This window comes from Novosphingobium album (ex Liu et al. 2023) (assembly GCF_029076845.1).
Classification (GTDB): Bacteria; Pseudomonadota; Alphaproteobacteria; order Sphingomonadales; family Sphingomonadaceae; genus Novosphingobium.
In genome coordinates this window covers 1-15843 of the sequence record NZ_JARESE010000068.1, presented here as the reverse complement: position 1 = coordinate 15843, position 15843 = coordinate 1, and the positions used below count along the sequence as shown (strand labels likewise).

Annotated in this window: 13 protein-coding genes; 6 read left to right on the top strand and 7 right to left on the bottom strand. The window is 60.1% G+C overall.

From position 1 onward, the window contains the following. Positions 1-11: 11 nt before the first annotated feature. Positions 12-998, bottom strand: a complete 987-nt coding sequence (locus tag PYV00_RS19685) for a hypothetical protein (protein WP_275230024.1) — start codon at positions 996-998, stop codon at positions 12-14. A 144-nt stretch (positions 999-1142) separates the two neighbouring features. On the opposite strand from PYV00_RS19685, the gene PYV00_RS19680 reads away from it, so the two are divergent. After that, entirely contained in the window at positions 1143-2090 is a 948-nt protein-coding gene (locus tag PYV00_RS19680) for a trypsin-like peptidase domain-containing protein (RefSeq protein ID WP_275230023.1), read from the top strand. Positions 2091-2253: 163 nt separating this feature from the next. Here the strand turns inward: PYV00_RS19680 and PYV00_RS19675 are convergent, their stop codons facing one another. Beyond that, entirely contained in the window at positions 2254-3111 is an 858-nt protein-coding gene (locus PYV00_RS19675; RefSeq protein ID WP_275230022.1) for an HNH endonuclease signature motif containing protein, read from the bottom strand. 113 nt (positions 3112-3224) lie between these two features. Here PYV00_RS19675 and PYV00_RS19670 point away from each other — a divergent pair, with 113 nt between their 5' ends. Both PYV00_RS19670 and PYV00_RS19665 read left to right on the top strand, forming a co-directional pair. Further along, entirely contained in the window at positions 3225-4586 is a 1362-nt protein-coding gene (locus PYV00_RS19670; RefSeq protein ID WP_275230021.1) for a hypothetical protein, read from the top strand. Positions 4587-4842: 256 nt separating this feature from the next. After that, positions 4843-5850, top strand: coding sequence for a hypothetical protein (locus PYV00_RS19665; RefSeq protein WP_275230020.1), 1008 nt, complete (start codon positions 4843-4845; stop codon positions 5848-5850). Between the two features lie 184 nt (positions 5851-6034). On the opposite strand, the gene PYV00_RS19660 is transcribed toward PYV00_RS19665, so the two are convergent. The 4 genes from PYV00_RS19660 to PYV00_RS19645 all read right to left on the bottom strand — a co-directional run bounded on the left by PYV00_RS19660 (position 6035) and on the right by PYV00_RS19645 (position 10006). Further along, positions 6035-6592, bottom strand: coding sequence for a hypothetical protein (locus PYV00_RS19660; RefSeq protein WP_275230019.1), 558 nt, complete (start codon positions 6590-6592; stop codon positions 6035-6037). 29 nt (positions 6593-6621) lie between these two features. Further along, positions 6622-7953: an RES family NAD+ phosphorylase gene (locus PYV00_RS19655; RefSeq protein ID WP_275230018.1), complete on the bottom strand. Its 1332-nt coding sequence runs from the start codon at positions 7951-7953 to the stop codon at positions 6622-6624. A gap of 129 nt (positions 7954-8082) precedes the next feature. Further along, positions 8083-8742 (bottom strand): DUF6988 family protein, encoded by a 660-nt coding sequence (locus PYV00_RS19650; RefSeq protein ID WP_275230017.1) that lies wholly within the window; start codon positions 8740-8742, stop codon positions 8083-8085. 124 nt (positions 8743-8866) lie between these two features. Then, positions 8867-10006 (bottom strand): hypothetical protein, encoded by a 1140-nt coding sequence (locus tag PYV00_RS19645; protein WP_275230016.1) that lies wholly within the window; start codon positions 10004-10006, stop codon positions 8867-8869. A gap of 149 nt (positions 10007-10155) precedes the next feature. On the opposite strand from PYV00_RS19645, the gene PYV00_RS19640 reads away from it, so the two are divergent. Continuing rightward, positions 10156-10563, top strand: a complete 408-nt coding sequence (locus PYV00_RS19640; RefSeq protein ID WP_275230015.1) for a DUF3800 domain-containing protein — start codon at positions 10156-10158, stop codon at positions 10561-10563. A gap of 73 nt (positions 10564-10636) precedes the next feature. Here PYV00_RS19640 and PYV00_RS19635 read toward each other — a convergent pair whose 3' ends face one another. Beyond that, complete coding sequence (locus PYV00_RS19635; protein WP_275230014.1) at positions 10637-11239, bottom strand: hypothetical protein; 603 nt, start codon at positions 11237-11239, stop codon at positions 10637-10639. 503 nt (positions 11240-11742) lie between these two features. Between PYV00_RS19635 and PYV00_RS19630 the strand changes: the two genes are divergently transcribed. Continuing rightward, complete coding sequence (locus PYV00_RS19630; protein WP_275230013.1) at positions 11743-12879, top strand: hypothetical protein; 1137 nt, start codon at positions 11743-11745, stop codon at positions 12877-12879. After that, entirely contained in the window at positions 12876-15080 is a 2205-nt protein-coding gene (locus PYV00_RS19625; RefSeq protein WP_275230012.1) for a hypothetical protein, read from the top strand. The genes PYV00_RS19630 and PYV00_RS19625 overlap by 4 nt, the downstream gene beginning before the upstream one ends. Positions 15081-15843 lie beyond the last annotated feature (763 nt).

Sequence of the window (15843 nt, the reverse complement as noted above, 5' to 3'; positions counted from 1 at the left end):
GACAACCGATCCTACCGGCCATCATAGTCGCCGCTCAACCGGCCATCGTAGTTGTCGCCGCGCACCGGCCTGCTCGAAAGCTTCAACGCGTCCAAGCTGCGTACGGTATTGAGCATACGCTTGAGCCCTTCGTCGCTGTCGACGCCGCGCGTACCAGTAAGTACGACGCTGACCTTGTGCTTGCACATGGCCCGCATTGCGTCTGCGCCCTCGAATAATTTCTGCTTGAGAAGATCGGCGCCTATCTGCAGGGCGTTCTTGAGGTCGGCCTGCGAAGCCAGCCCTTTTAGCCCCTGTTGGACGATTTGGTGCTTCATTATCAGAACTTCACCGTCGCCAATCATCTGAGTGAAGTCGCCGGCGAGGTAACGCCCCCATTCTCCGACCAGATCCTCTCGTACCTGCCTCAACCGAGCCTCGTCGGTCTCATGGTGGGGTGCGTTGCTGAGGCGATCGACGATGCCCGCCATCACCGATCCGGAGAGCGCGACAGCCAAGCACTCCTTCGCAACGTAACTCAGGAAGGCGCTCGGTATCATTCGCGCGATCATCGGAGCGTACATTGCTTCGGCTGAATCACAGATCTCGGCGGCTTTGGAGCGAGCGAGAGTGAAAACCCAGCCAGTGTAGCCGGCGTCCATCTCTTGGATCACATCCCTCAACCGGCCGATTCGCTTCTCTAAATTGGACCGCCCGACAAACATCTCGGGCGGAAACCCGAAGAGCATTGCGATGCCGAAATTGAGCCGATGTGTTTCGGGCGTATCTTGTATTTGCGCGCGCAGTAGTTCGATATCTTCATCGGTGACAGGAGCGAGCTTCTGAACGTCGCCCATAAGCCCCCTGATCAGATTTTCAACGGCATCGAGTCGATCGGACACGATCTGGTTGTCTACTACGATGCGCTGCTTGAAGAAGCGGGCCGCAACGGCTGCCTCGCGCCCCATCCACTCGTCGAGATCGACCGGTTCCGATGAGCCCCCGTTTACAGTCGCCAACAGGGCCGGCTCCGTCAATCGTGAACAGGGCGTTTTCATCCGTGTCGGCCCGATCCTCGGCCGGCGACACGCTCTGGCGCACAAAGGCGCAAAGCCCGCTTTTGCTCTCTTCATTTACCGGCTGCCACCTGCGATAGGGGCGGCATGTTGAAGGGACACCCAGAGCTAAATCAGGATCCGCGCCTTCGCGCGATGATCCTTCCCATGTTCAGGTTCGATCCTAATTCGCCGGAAGAACGACCATTCGGGCTCGGCACGGCCTTCCGCATCGATCCTTGGGCGAACTGCGCGACGGCATTCCATGTCATCGAGGACATGCTGACGCTCAAAAAAAGCGCGCTCGCACTTCGACATGACGTGCGCTTCGCTGCTCTCGAAATCGAGGGCATCGTCTACGGTGCGGCGCCTTTGCCCAAAGACGCCTGGCGGCCGCTGACGGGATTTTACGCCGAGGCGGGCAAGACGGAGCCTGCTCTCTTGCACGAGAAAGCTCAGATAAGAAACCTCACTGAAATTGCATGCCTGAACATCGGGCGGTCTCACCGCAGCAGCCCAATGCCGTATCTTCCGCTCGCGCTGACGTCCGAGCCGCCCAGGGTCGGCGACATAGTAACGGGATACGGATTCGCCGGCCTCGATGTCGCAAAAGACGGCAAGGGTGAGGATCGGCCCATGGCCCAGTATCTATATCAGAGCACGGGCGAGGTGCTCGAAATTATACCTGCTGACGCAAGCTCGACCATGCCGTGGCCGCGCTTGCGCGTGTCGGCGGAGTGGCCCAGCGGCATGAGCGGCGGCCCAGTAATGAACGCTGCCGGAAATGTCATCGGGGTAATCTCACGCGGTTGGACCGGGGAAGCGGATTCAACGGCAACTCACTTCGCGGGCTGGGATGTGAGCCGCCGGACATTTGGGACGATCGACCCATTCGCACCCAGACGGTTTCGTGCGTTTGCAGCCATTGATGCTGAAAGCAACCTTCGGTTCGCTGCGCAGGATGCTGAAGAAGCGAGGGCCTTCGCGTCGAAAGAAGGGCTGGAGGTTCGCGCTGTTTCATTCAGCCCCGATACCGGTGAATGGCTGTCCTTATGAAGAGGCAGGGGGGGCTGGCGCGAGGCAACAAGACAGTAGCTTAACGCCGCATGGCAGGGGCCCCTGAAAGCGACCTCGCGGCCAGATGGCCCCATCTCCCAAAGCTAGGCTGGATATCGAAAGACAGTGGACATCGCCATGAGCGTGATGCTGGGATACCGGCTCAGAACAGCGAGGCACTGATCGGCCCGGGGTGAAAACCCAGTTGCCCACAGGAATAGACCCGAAGCGTCACATCCTCCAGATCGCGCACGCTCGATCGAATTGCGGGAAGCTCCGCTTCCGCGAGCATGGATTCTTTGCCAACCACCGCCAGCAGCACGCCGGTGGCGCGCCGACCGGTCATCAGCTCATATATTTCGAGCTTCTCCTGGACCCACTTTGCATAAGTCGGCGCGTCCAAATATGACTTTCGGACATACACAAAATCAACGATGATATCTGCCTGATCATCCTCAAACTGCTTGAGCCCATCCAGAACCAGGCGCTTCTCTCCTGCAATGAGCTCAACGTGTCGCTGGAGGTACACGCCGGCCTCGTCTTCATATCTGGTGATCGCTACCTGGCCCAATGCAAAAGCCTGAACCCGCCAGCGCGGCGCTGCGATCTGGCGAATGCGGGAATCGCTAGGCTGCTCGGCACTGGTCTCGGCGACGGGGAGGTCTGACTTGGCCGGCTCCGACTGAGCCTCAAGGCGCGTAAGCCGCTCGAGAATCTCGGCCTCCCGGACGCTTGAAAGCTGCTCCTTGTACATTCTAAGCGACTTTCGATCGATTTTTCCATCATGCGCCATCTTGTGATGCATGTCGCAAAGGGCGATCAGGTTCGCTGGATCGTTGTTCTCCCGATTTTCATCAATATGGTGAAGCTCAACATAGGTGGTTTCGCCACAAACCCTCAACGCGCAGCTGTGGCCGGACTCGACCAGAACAAGGCGGCGGGTGGCAGCCGGAATATGGGGCCTGGCGCTGTCATATGGCTCTTTCGGCAAGGATGACCTCGGTGTTGTTTTGTCACCCAAAGCTAGCGGCGCCCCTGGTGAGGTTCAATGTTCGACCGCATCGCCGCTGTTGGTCAGGTTTCGAGCCTCGCGGGGAGGCTTGGCGGCGCCATTTCTCGAAGATAGGATCGGCCATGACTGACAGTTCCGGCATCAAAAAATTTCTGTTCCTGAGTGATAGCGACAGCGAGGCCGCCAAGAGCCGCCTAGCTGTCGCGGGGATTCCATATATCAAGAAGCGGTTGGAGTCCGGATCGGCGAATTGGGTCAACATCATCGACATCATCGATGAGGAGCCGCTTGTCGGGATCCTGGTGAAGCTGTCCAATACGACGATGGAAAGGATGCTGCACCCCGAATATTCAGAAGTCCATGACGAGCTGTTGGGACGGATCAGGCTTATCCCTCATATCATTTTTGTACATTCCTCCTTCTTCGGCCTGGCAATCGAGCAAAGCTCGGGCGTAGAGGAAGATGAAGATAGCTGGTTTGGTCCTAACGGATATTTCTATCCGCTTGAGGAGGATCAGCGCAAAGCGGTCATGGAGCTATTCGAAAGGTATGAACTGAACGTCGTTCCCTACCGCCGCAACGTGGAATTGAGCCTTCTAGCCGGGGAATTTGTTGAAGGGCATCACAATAATCTCATTTTTCGGTTCTACGTACCTTCCGGAAAAATTTATGCCGAACAGACAATCGACGTACTGAGCCTGTTTCGCGACTATCTCACACGATCACTTAACATGCAGGTACGGCAATCGACCCACGCAACGGCAAGCGGGACGGTCTACGAGTTTTTCGGAGACGGAAGCATGTCGCAGGACGACGTAACTGCGAGCTTCTCCGGCTTCACAAGGGTTATGGACCTGTGTGTGGCGGATCCAACTGCCGCAGAACGGCTGCTGATCGAGCAGGGAGCTGACGCGCACTCCGTTGGACGTCTCGTGACAGACTATTCGAAAAAGCTTCGTCGGATCACCAGCGACATTCGGCAAGAACGTGAGCGCAAGATTCTGGATATCCGTCACCGCCTCGAGAGCGAGCTCATCGAAGTGGCCTCAGATGCCGAGCTTGCAACCATTCGTCTACTGGTGGAGCAAGTGATCCCAAGCCGCGAAGGCGTTACGGAAGTTATGGGCCTTGGGACATCACGGCTCGGTTATGCCGGGGCCGACAAGATGGTCGTGAACATAAGACCGCAGTTCATCAATCAGGTCACCGGCGTCGTGGCGCAGGAGGTCTATGGCAATCAGAATTTTGGCCCCGAACCCATACAGCTCCTCGAGCTGATACGAGACAGTGGTTTGCCCAACACCGTGGATCTTCAGTCTTCCGTTTATGAAATGGAGGATGGCAACAGCTCGCCAGAAAAGCGGCTTAGTGCGGCTCGGCGTCTGCAGGCCTTCCTTGCAAAGGTCGGCGCAAAGGCGGGTGATAAGCTCCTGGACGCCGGCATCGCCTCTCTCCAAGCCTATTTGCAGGCGAAGCTTGGATGATTGTCTGGTCGATACCGTGAAATTCCGTGCGATGGCATAGCGGCGCAGGCGCGCGGCAGGTGCAGTCATACGCATCTCCCCCGCAAACCGCCGGTCGGGTTATCGAAAAGTTGGAGCAGGGAGTTCGCTGACGGGATTGCGACCCGCGCGATCACCGCCGGCCAGGCAGATGGCGCCCAGCTGAAAAAGAATTCCGGCGCGACTTGATCAGCCCTCGGACGATATCCACCTCGTGGCGCCAGCGATGGAGCAGAGAATGATTTCAGGAGCCACTGACCGGATTTATCGCCGACCTCCGCAGCTGAAACTGGCCATGGACCTGACCCCTGAACAGGCCGGTGCGATGCAGGCCTGGGCCGAGGCGGTTCCGACACTGCATTTTCTCGACATCTGTGTCGCCGCCATTCCCAGGCTCTCCCCCAAGGCGATTGCCCAGAGCCCTCGAAAGGCCACCTGGCGCAGGCGCCTGCGGAGACTCGATCGCCCTCACAACTCGGTGTCCTATCTTTTCGCCCTCATCGAGAGGGCTAGTGAGATCCAAAGCAAGCTTGACGGCGCTGATCTGGAAAGGGAAATCCTGAAGGACGTTGCGGCGCTGCGATCCTTCTTCAAGCATGCCCGTGTCCTGGAGCCGGACGACTTTCTGATCGGCTATCTCCGGGAACTGCGAGGAGTGCCTCATGAGGTCTCTCGTCCCAGCTACCTAGCGTTTCTCGAGGAAATGAATGGGCGCCACCAACTTTGGAATTCGGTCAAACCGAGCGAGCGGTTTCATAAGGCACAAGAAATCGTCGAGATGGCAGAGTCGCTGTCGATCGCCAAAAACCACCCGGTGGTGACGATTACGCTTGCGTGTCTTTATGGTAATGGGGCCGCAAAGCACATGATGAAGTTCAAACAGAACCCCGACCAATTCAACGTGCAGAATGCCCTGTCGGATATCATGGTCATATCTCGCTTTGCCCGTCACAAGCTGGAAATCGAAGAAGATGCGAGGAAAGGCTTGGGGCGCTACGCGCAGACCAGGTTCATGACCGACGACGATGGCCTGATCGAGGTTCTCAGTTGCTTCGAGGCGATTTCCGTCAGGTTTGAAGACCCAGGCGACGCCCAGAACATCTGGACTGAGATGACGGTCCATCTGCATCGGTTGCTCAGCGACCTCACGGTGGCAAATGATGATGTCGAAGACGACCTTAGTCCCGATGACCAAGCCAAGGTCGCGGAATATAACAGAATTTGCGAACTCGTGGGGCTCGCCTAGCGCGCCACGGACTGCTCCGATTTCAGAAGCCTTGAATGGAAAAGAGCAGGATCGTGCCACGGTCTGTCATCGCCGGAGGTGAACGCATCCATCCTATTACATGGAGCAGTCGAACGTTGGAGCTCCCGATCGCCGTTCTGGTCCCCGAAGACCGACATCGTCGATGCCCGGGGTCTCGTATGGATCAGACCTCAATCACCGCTTCGCCAGCGATCTCGGGAGAAATCTGGGCGCTGATTTCCGTCCGCAGGTCGATTCCGTCAGCGGCCCGGATACTGGCGATCAAGCGGTAGCGCGCGGGCTCACCCACTCTACCTTGCGCCAGATTTTCGCGCCACCAGCCGCCCGTCGGATAGATGATGATGGTGTTGCGCTCGGCAAGATCGATGGCCGTGCCTTCCCAGATGTCGGCGTGGAGCGAGCCGCGGTGGCGCAACTGGGGCCCGATGGTCCACCCGGTATCCGACGTCTGTCGTGCAGGAGGGCGCGGTCCCGCCTCAGAGGTAATGCGCCGCAGGAAAACCTCCGGCTTCTCGTCGGCGGGCTTGAGCGCGAACCGAAGGCCATGGCTGGCGTAGCTGTGCCGGCGAGACTGGCCGCGCTCACCGGGATTGGGTTCGATGAAATAGCTCAGAGTCAGGCGCAGCTGCACAAGCACCTCACCCAGTTCGGCCAGTTTCTTCTTCGGCCAGATCAATTCATGGACCATCAGCTGGTCGGTGACGGCCTTGTCCTTTCCCATCTTGAAAGGAATGAGGCTGTGCGCTGCTCCTATTGGTCGAACTCGTCATCGTGAAACGTGCCCGGCGTCAGATCTTCGGGCGTGAACTGCGCGCCGCTGATCTTCGTCCAGCGGACCGTTTCGGGCTCTGGCGTCAGGCTAGCCGGCTTGACCTTGCGGCTCTCCTCGACCGCATGGTCGAACCAGCTTTCAAAGTCATCGTGCGCCTGTTCGACCGCCTCCAATGTCCGGGCTGTCTCAGCTTTTGCTGATCCCTTTGCGGGCCCGACTAGCGCCGCATCGCCCAGAAGGACGATATTCTTGCCTTCTGGGCGCTGCGCTGACTTGAAGATGACGGCGTCGATATGACGCCTCCTGCCAGCAAAGCTCAACTGGAAGCGCTTGTTCAGAAATTCGGCGACAGCCTGGGTCGAAAGATACTCAAGATGCTCGGTTCCCGGCGAGACCGGACGGGCGATCTCCTTCATGAATGTCTCCATGAATGCCCATTGCCGAGCCCGTTTGCGCGCGCCCGATGCGAAATGATTGACCGTGCGGGGCTTGTCTACAAAGCGGGTCATGTCGAGGACACATATCTCCCGCTCCAGCTTGAAGCGTGCCGAGATGACCTTGCCTCCGACCGACGGTCGAAGCTCTGCAATGCATGTCGCCAGATCGAATGCCCCATAAAAGCCGCTGATCCCCGCAGGATTGAGGCGCCCGGCCTTGCGCAGGCGTTCGGGTGGCGGGCCAAGATCCCGCGCAAGGTTTGCCTCGATCCGCCGAAAATCCTCATATTCATTGGCAACTCTGGCCCTGAAGAAATGGGCTTCCGGCGTCCCGGGCTCGATAAGATAGACCGGACCACGCCCATTTGCGTCGCGCAGCTGCTGCATGCCGTGGAAAATGTCGTTAAGCGCCCGCTCTGCATCAGGATTGAAGAAACGGCTTTCAAACATCAGACTGCGCTGAAAATTCTGCCAGTTCGCAAAATGCGTGCCTTCATGATCGTCCTGCAGAACGTAGCGAACGTCCTCGTCATAATAGGGCTCCTCGCCCTTTTGCGGCCTGTAGAAATCCTGATCGCATAAAGCGGCGATGAGCTCGTCGAGGATCGTGTCGTCTATCGCTCCGGTCAGCTCATAGAGAGTGTCCACGAGCACGCTGCCACGATTTGCGGACCAGACACTCCCGTCATCGGGCCCGCCCCAATAGAGATCGCGAAACACCGGATCGATGATTTGGGCCAGTTCCTCGATCGGTATGCCTTTCTTCGAGGGGTGCATGTCGCAGGGCCCGGTAGAGACGGCCTTTCTCACCGAAATGATCTTGCGCTGCAGTCCATCGGCTTCGAAGCAATCGGGACAAATGTTCAAAATCACCTCTTCATCATCGCGCTGGGCTTAGCGATCGATATCAGATCGCGCACCCGGGCATAATGGGCGCCCAGCCATCGGCCATGCGCAAGCGCGTTCTCATGCCGCGATCGGCTGCGCGGGTGCCTTGGAGCTTCAGACCTCGTTCTGCTCGTGAGCCGCAAAAGCCGGATGGACCAGCGAAGCACCTGCATCCATCATTGCCTGCGCTTCTTCACTGAGATCTTTGCGGTCGGTGATCGCCGTGATTTCACCGAAGGCGTACAGCGCCATCGTCCCGGTGAATTGCAGGACCTCCAGGAGAGACTCATCTTCGAAAACCGGCTCGATATAATCGCCCTGCAGTCGCCTGCTGACCTGATGAATCCCGCCATGCGTGTAGCCGTTCATCGGCCCCCAGGCATTCTTTTTCACATAGGATAGCAATTTGTCCTCGAAGGGAGGGCCGCTTTCCAGTGCTTCGATCAACATTGCCATATTGGGCCTGATCTCGTCCCGCTCGACGAAACGCTCTATCTCCTCATCCGTGGCGCGATAAAACAGCCACGCACCGCGAACCAGGCACTCGAACTGACAGCGCACCAGGGCAAAGGAACTTGAGTGGCGTCCTGTCGTAATAAGCGCCACGATTGCCGCTGCATGATCGAGCGAAAGATCGCACAGCTGTGCTGCAATGCGATGCCGATGATCTCCAGGGACTTCCATCCCGGGCAATCTGGACGCGATCCAGTCGAGCGCCTCGCCAATCTTTTTTGAGGCCGCCAGGATGGTCTCCGATTGAGGAGGGCTATGCATTGCCGGACTTTTCTCCTGATCAAGCTGCTTTGGCCTCAGATTATAGCGCTAGGCGCAGCGAGCAAGGCATGACTGGCTCATCTGGCCCCCTGGTCCCTCGGACGCAGGTCCTGTCCCGCTCGAATCAAACGGACTGATCAGCGCCGGCGGCGATGTCCGCCATCCAGCGCTGGCAATAGGGTCCTGGCAAGATGGCCTCATGGGGTGTCATCGAACAGCGCAGCCCTTTGCCCACCAGCCTGAAATCGGATGCGCCAATTCCGACCCAGAAATGTGCAAGATGGCGATCCTGCGTGCACAGTTGCGTATTTTCCTCCGGATAGCAGGCAAAACAATACATCAACAGTTTCAGGGACCGCAGATCGCTAAGGGCATTGTAGGCATCGCCATCGCTATAGTCGGCATTGAGCTTGAGAACCTTCTTGGCTGCGCAGTACCCGCGCGGATTGACGATGGCGCTCAGCATGGCGAGCACCACCAGCGCGTTGCGCCGCACGCCCAGCTCATCTGCCGCCGTAATCACCTCGCGCCAGCGCGCGTCGCGGTTCGAGAGGGCGACGGGCGCGCCAAGCACGCTTGCAAAGCGCCTCAGCAAAGCCTTCTCCCGCACCAGCGTGGGCCTGGTATCCTCGATGAGGCCCACAATACCCTGGATCGAGCCGGGGCCCACCATCAGCCGGGCGCGGGGAAGGGCGTTTGCGACCTTGACGATCACTTCGGCATATTGGTCGCGAACCGATGACGGGTCAGGAATCGCCCGGCTGTTGCCCTCGATGACCGACAATGACGGGTTGATCCTGACAGGCTCATCTTCGAACAGGTCGATGAAATCGGGCTCGCGTCTTACCGGGCGGCCGTCCTTGAAGCGCCCTGTAATCATGGCAATGATGTTGCGATCTGTAAGGATCACTGCGGACTTGCGGGTTGCAGCAAGCGTAGGGGGCAGCCATCCGCCACGAACGAGGCCTATGGCTCTGGATGTGAACGGACTTTCCAGTCTTGCCCTGATGCGAACCGGCTTGCTCTTGTCCATCCCATCGACATCGGTCTCGACAATCCGCGCGCCCATTATCTCGAGCGGGATAGAGATGGACTTATGCAGTTGCGCCGCTGCAAGATCCTCATAGCCAAGTGGTGCCACATCCGCGCTGGTAAATGAAAAGTTTCGGGGCGTTCCTCCCTCCGGGTGCTCGGTCTCCTTGAAGACGAACAGGCGATCGCTCGCCTCCAGCGCAGCTTCAGGCAAGTCGACACCGTTTTTCATGGGGCCGATCTACCATACAGCATGGCTGATATTCATGCCCCTGGCTCTGCGCTGCGAAAGGTGGCTATTCACGAGCACGCGTCCTGATTCCGAGGACCGGCTTTGGAGCCCGCAATGCACCGGCAGCGACAGGCGTTGCATCCCTCTGAATGTGCGTCGCTTCTATCCATGACAAGCAACTGCAGTATGGCGCTATCCTCACGGACGCCAAGGCACTGATGGAGGACCTCACCCGACGAGGGAATACGTTGCCGGCGCCGTTTTCGGATTACAATCTCTCCAGCGTGGCCGAGCTCCGCTTCGTAGACAGCACCAGCGAGATTTGCCTGCAGGCCGCCGATCTGCTCGCCGGCTGCGCGATGCGCTTTGCCCGTGATGCGATCGGCAGGCGCCGGAAGCTCAGTCCCGCTTTGCGGGACGCCTTCTTTGCGCTCCTCGGGCTGACTGACGAATTCCAGGGGAGAGGGATTAACCTCGTCTTCACCTACGCAGCCCTCGAAAGAATGGGCGTGCCGGTCTTTCGGCTGCCAGCATGGCTGGACCTCGACAATGATTGAGGACAGTAGCTTAGGGAAGTCGGCGACCAACGGCATCGTTACGGTTCAGCGCTGCATTGTCTGAACTCCTTCGTCACGAGAAACCATCCGCGCTTCTGCTTACCGCCACGCGGATCGTGGCGGATGCCGATTGTAGCGCCTGCATGTCCGATTCGGGCGGTGTGAGTAGACCGGCCATCTCGCGTTCGCCTGCCAGACGCGCGCCGATCGCACTCACAAGCCGGAACAGGATTTCGCTTGCGGTCGCGGCTGCGTCGAGTGCAGGTTCCGATAGCGTGACCGCCGCGAAGGGCCGTTTGCGCGGCTCGCCAAACCAGCTGCGATTCTTCTCCAATTTCTCCGACGCGATCGGCGCGCCATGGGCGACCGTGTGACGAACCTCTGCGAGAAGGTCGCCAAGGTCGGCCGCGAGTATCAGGTCAGGAGCGATCTCGGGCTCGTTTGCAGCGAGCGCCCACACCGCTTTCAGGCGATCGCTGACCGGCATCTTGTCCGTCGCGAAGACCCTGTCCGGCCCCGGCGGGTTCCTTTGCAGCAGCATGAATTCGAGCTGCTGTTCGATCATACTGAAGAGCAAAATGAACGTGCCGATACGACGTTGCAACTCGACGCTGATGTCGAAATAGCCGGCCAGTTTTTCATGAGCGCCGGCTTTCGCCAGTCCGGTTACGAGCATCTCTTTCTTTCGCTTTCGAACACCGCCCTAGCGTACAGCGAATAGACTAGCGGTTGTGCAATGGCGCGCAAATCCCTGGCTAAGGCATCGAGTGGAAATGTCGACTTTGAAGGGGAGAGTTGCCACTTACTCATGGCACGCAAACGGCGACAGATGGTCGGCACCTGCCGAATTAGCGGACAGTCTGCACTTGGGAAGCCAAATGTGGGTGCCGAACGGCCGGAAAGGGTCGACTGCCGCTGAAAGCGAACGCCGCATCGTGGGACAAAACTGCCATAGCCACAGTACGTGCCCACCGGCGGCATCTATCACTAAGCGGACGTTCGATGTTGGACCGATCGGCACTGCATGAACGCAGAACCTGGACTGAAAGACGCAAAGCTGCGCGAGTCAAATGCTCTGCAGCAGGCTATAAACCAGGTTCAAGATGGCAGGGCATCGTGTTAGGCGCGTCATCGGCTAAGGAAGTTCAGCGCCGGCATGCGGGATACAAGGAGAAGGCTTTGCGCATTCCCGCTCAAGCGAGCGTCGCCAATATCGAGCAGGCGCTGCGCGAAGCCGCGACGGCGCCGCTCGACGAGCCCTTTACGCTGCCGCTGAACCTGCGTCACTTGGGGTGCGGGGGCGAGGCTTCACTGAGCCAGTTGCTGGTGACCTGGGCTCAGCGTCGCCCCGATGCGACCCTCCAGACTTTCGTGCACTCGCTCGAGCAGATCGAGGAGCTGGTCCGGCGCCTGCCCGGGCTGACAGGCGCCCTCTGTGCTGCGGCGATAACGGGCGACGGGCAGACCGGCGATGTCACCCGCGACGTCCGTTTGGCCGCGCTGAAGCGCCTGACAACGCTGATGAGCATGAAGCCGAAATCCGCCTATCGCGGAGCATCGGCGGAAGTGGTCTGCGCTGATCACCTCGGCCGCAACGCGCCCTATCTACTGTACCAGCCCGACGACCTGAGGCCGCTACTGCGCCCGCGTCGCGCTTTTGCCACGCTCGCATCTTGGCTGCTGAGCCACACCGTACCGCCTGCCTACCAGCACGGGATCGCAACCGAACTCGACGAGGCCCTAGGCGGCATGATGTTCGAACTGTTCAAGAACACCGAGGACCATGGTCAGTACGACGTGGCCGGCAACATCCTGTCCCTGTCTATCCGCGCCATCAAGACCGTGCATCACGCGATCGAGCCCGAACGGCTGGTCCAGATCGTCGCCGACTATCCGCCGCTTGCGCACTATTGTCAGTCGCTGGAGGCCGCCGACGGGGCGGTGCAGACTCATCTGTTTGAGCTGTCGGTACTCGATTCCGGGCCCGGCTTTGCTGTGTCGCGGACCGGCCGCAGGCTCGAGGACATCACACCGGACGAGGAGGAGGAAGCCGTCCGCGACTGCTTTACGACCTTTAGCGCCAAGGGCGGATTGCGCTTTGGCCAGGGACTTCCGCACGTACTGCGCGTCCTGCGCCGGGAGCGCGGGTTCTTGCGGCTGCGCACGGGGCGGCTGTCGATCCATGCCGACTTCTCGGGCGAGCATGCCGGTGAGGGCCCGGCGGCGCTCGAAGTCTACCGGCCTGCCGACGGGGCGCTGGCACCGGTCGCCGGGAGCCTCCTCACGGTCCTCCTGCCGCTGCGGAGGGGCCGGTGAAATCCCTGTTCACCCTGCGCTTCGATCTTGAGCGGCAGACCGGCGGCGAGGAGACCAGCACGCGCGACACACTGCTGGTCTTCGTCGCGACCCCGGAACTGGATCCCGAGGCATTAGCCAGCACGATCGAAGCCGAGATCGAGGCCAACCTAGTGCCGGACGAGGTCGCGATCCTCGTGCGCGAACCCGCATTCGACGCAACGCGGGCCGCGCTCGCGGAACATTCGCTGCACCTTGCGACCCTGGGCCGCCTCGGCCGCAGCGCCGTCGTGCTGGTCGGGTACGACTGCAACGGCCGGGAAACCCGGCGCGACCGCGTTGCCGGGGCCATGCTGGGCGACGGCATGACGATCGACGACGTTCGGCGGCGGGGAATCACCGCGATCTTCAACGAGCGGCGCGGTTTCGTCGAGGCAAACGCCACCTATCATTTCGAGAACCCATCGGGCCGGCACACCGAGCGGTTCATCCGGCTGTCCAACATCCTGGCGCGGGGCGCGGAAATCGCGTTTATCGGCTTCTGCTGCCTGCCCCACATCGACCCGTCAGTGACGCGGGCCTACCTCGACACCCCCTCGCTCTACGCTGTCGTCGCCGCAATCAACGAGCAGCGCCGTTCCTTCACCGGCGCGGCATGGATCCTTGCCGACAATTTCTCGTCGTACGCCGGGTTCGACCAGTACGGGTTCGACAGCGACGAGCGCGCGGTGGTGCTGATCTCTGCCTCGTCGAGCGGCACGCTGGCGGCGCGCCTCGTCACCGAAAAGAATGTCGAGCCGGAGCAGATTGTCCACCTGCTTTACCTGGGGCGTAAGCCAAGCACGACGCCGGTGGTCTGCGACCTCTCCCGGGACGACGATTTCAATCCGGCCGGAGTCACGGATCTGCCCTCGGTCAACGAGTCCGCGGACTGCCCGACGTGTCTCAGCGGCTCGCACGCAATCAAGCTCCAGGGCGACCAGTTCGAATTTGCCGGACCGCAGCAGGACGCGCTTTTGGTGGGCATCGCGGATGCGCCCAAGGGGCTCTCGCAACTGATGGATCGCTATGCCCGCAAAGCCGTGTTCGAGGTCGGCCTGGGGCGCAGCGGCTCGAAGACGCCGCGCTTGTTTCACATCAACGCCGAGCGGCTGCTCGCAAGCGACGCCTTCGGGCGCAAGCTCGACTACGCGTTGCGGCGATCCCTGCCGGCAAGCCTGTCACACGTGATTGCCGCCGACGGCCAGTCGCTGGATCTGGCCCGGCGCGTGGCAGGGCAACTCGCGACGCCGGCACCCGTCATCACGCGCGACGGCATCGATGACATTCCGGAGGCGACCAAGGATGCGATCGCCATCGTGGCGGCGGTCGTCGAGAGCGGCCGGACGCTGCTCGACATCAGCCGGGACCTACGCAGTATCGCACCGGACGCGCCGCTTCTCTATCTCGTTGGCATGGCCAAGACAACGGCCGAGCCCAAGCGCGAGCGGCTCGAGAACAGCCTTGTCCAGACCCACAACCTCTTTCCCTACCAGTTGGTAACGGTTGACCAGATCGTACTTCCGGCGTCCTACGAGGGCCACGCCTGGGCCGCCGAACTGCAATTGCTCATCGATCCTGAGGTCAAGACGCTCGTTCCCACTGAACTCGCGCCGGCCATACAAGCGCGTGTCGACCGTCTGCGCCGGGCGAGCCAGGCGCTCGACGACGACCTGTTCCTGGCCAACGGGCAGGAGCCGCTGCGTCTCCAGCCCGGCTTCGTGTTCTGGCCAAAAAAGCTCCCCGCAGAGCCGGGGCACAGGCAGGCGGATGTCTATTTCACCATCGCCTCGGTGCTGCAGCGGCTGCGGGCCAACGGCTTCGTTCCCGGCGAGCGCCGGATCATCAGCAACTGGTTCCAGCAGACAATCCTGGCGCCCGGCAATTTCGGCCGTTTCAACGATGACGTGATCCAGGCGTCCCTGCTCCGTGCAGCCTACCCTTACGAGCTCAACTTCGCCGACTCGGCCGACGAAAGTCGTGAACTGGGCCGGCTGCTGCGGCGTGTCATCGCAGCCTGCCGAAGCCCCCGCGGCGGAGCGGCAAGTGAGTTCCTGCTCGCGCTCGCCACGCGCCGCCTGCAATTGCGTCGGGAGGATGCCGATCTGGTGCTGGCGAGTACGGCCCCCGACGTCCCGATGGTGCAGTTCCTGCTAGAGGTATCCCGCCTCCGCCTTGCGTGATGCAGCCGAGTATCGGTTACCGACTACCGGCGGAGCAGTCTCTGCGCGGTCAGTTTCAAGACGTGTTTCCATGGAGGCGGCGCAGCAACCGCAAGGCGGCGCGGTCACTAACGATGCTGTGGTTCATGGTGAACCGCTCGAATGGCGGTTCCTTCGCAAGAGCGGCCACTCGCCTGTCGGTCGTTGAACGTCTTGAACTGGTCGCGAGCTGCCTCGACCGGACAGTCTGCAGCTCGGCAACCAAAATTATTGTCTGAATGCACCGAGACTGCGGCGTCGTGGTTTGGGGATAGCAGGCCGCTGGTTTTCCCGTACCTTGTCGGCCTTCATGGCAGAACTCGTCGGATGGAGCGCTGCCGGTTGTTCCCGTGAAATGGAAGGCATCAGCGGATCAGAGATGCCAATTTGAGATTGGCCCAAATCGGCAGCGCGGAGTATAGTAACCCTTGGTCAGGTGTAACGCCGAAGCGAACCTATTTTATACTTCGAACCCGATTAGCAAAAAGGAGGTGGGGCTTCAGCGCGGGGCCTATGTTTTTTCTACACCGCTACATTCTCTTTTATTTCAAGTATTTGAAGACGCCTTGCGGTTCCCTTCACCGCTCCAACAGCACCTCTCAGGGGGTGCCAAAACGCCTCATAAGTGGCTGTTTTCACCGCGTTGTACCCGATTGGCGATAAGGTTGTCGACGACGGAGGGGTCTGCGAGGGTTGATGTATCGCCGAGGTTTGAGAAGTCGTTTTCGCCGATTTTTCTGAGGAT

Coding starts and splice junctions, on each gene's coding strand:
- PYV00_RS19680 (WP_275230023.1), top strand. CDS start 1,143: ATGTTGAAGGGACACCCAGAGCTAAATCAGGATCCGCGCCTTCGCGCG.
- PYV00_RS19670 (WP_275230021.1), top strand. CDS start 3,225: ATGACTGACAGTTCCGGCATCAAAAAATTTCTGTTCCTGAGTGATAGC.
- PYV00_RS19665 (WP_275230020.1), top strand. CDS start 4,843: ATGATTTCAGGAGCCACTGACCGGATTTATCGCCGACCTCCGCAGCTG.
- PYV00_RS19660 (WP_275230019.1), bottom strand. CDS start 6,592: ATGGGAAAGGACAAGGCCGTCACCGACCAGCTGATGGTCCATGAATTG.
- PYV00_RS19650 (WP_275230017.1), bottom strand. CDS start 8,742: ATGCATAGCCCTCCTCAATCGGAGACCATCCTGGCGGCCTCAAAAAAG.
- PYV00_RS19645 (WP_275230016.1), bottom strand. CDS start 10,006: ATGAAAAACGGTGTCGACTTGCCTGAAGCTGCGCTGGAGGCGAGCGAT.
- PYV00_RS19640 (WP_275230015.1), top strand. CDS start 10,156: ATGTGCGTCGCTTCTATCCATGACAAGCAACTGCAGTATGGCGCTATC.
- PYV00_RS19635 (WP_275230014.1), bottom strand. CDS start 11,239: ATGCTCGTAACCGGACTGGCGAAAGCCGGCGCTCATGAAAAACTGGCC.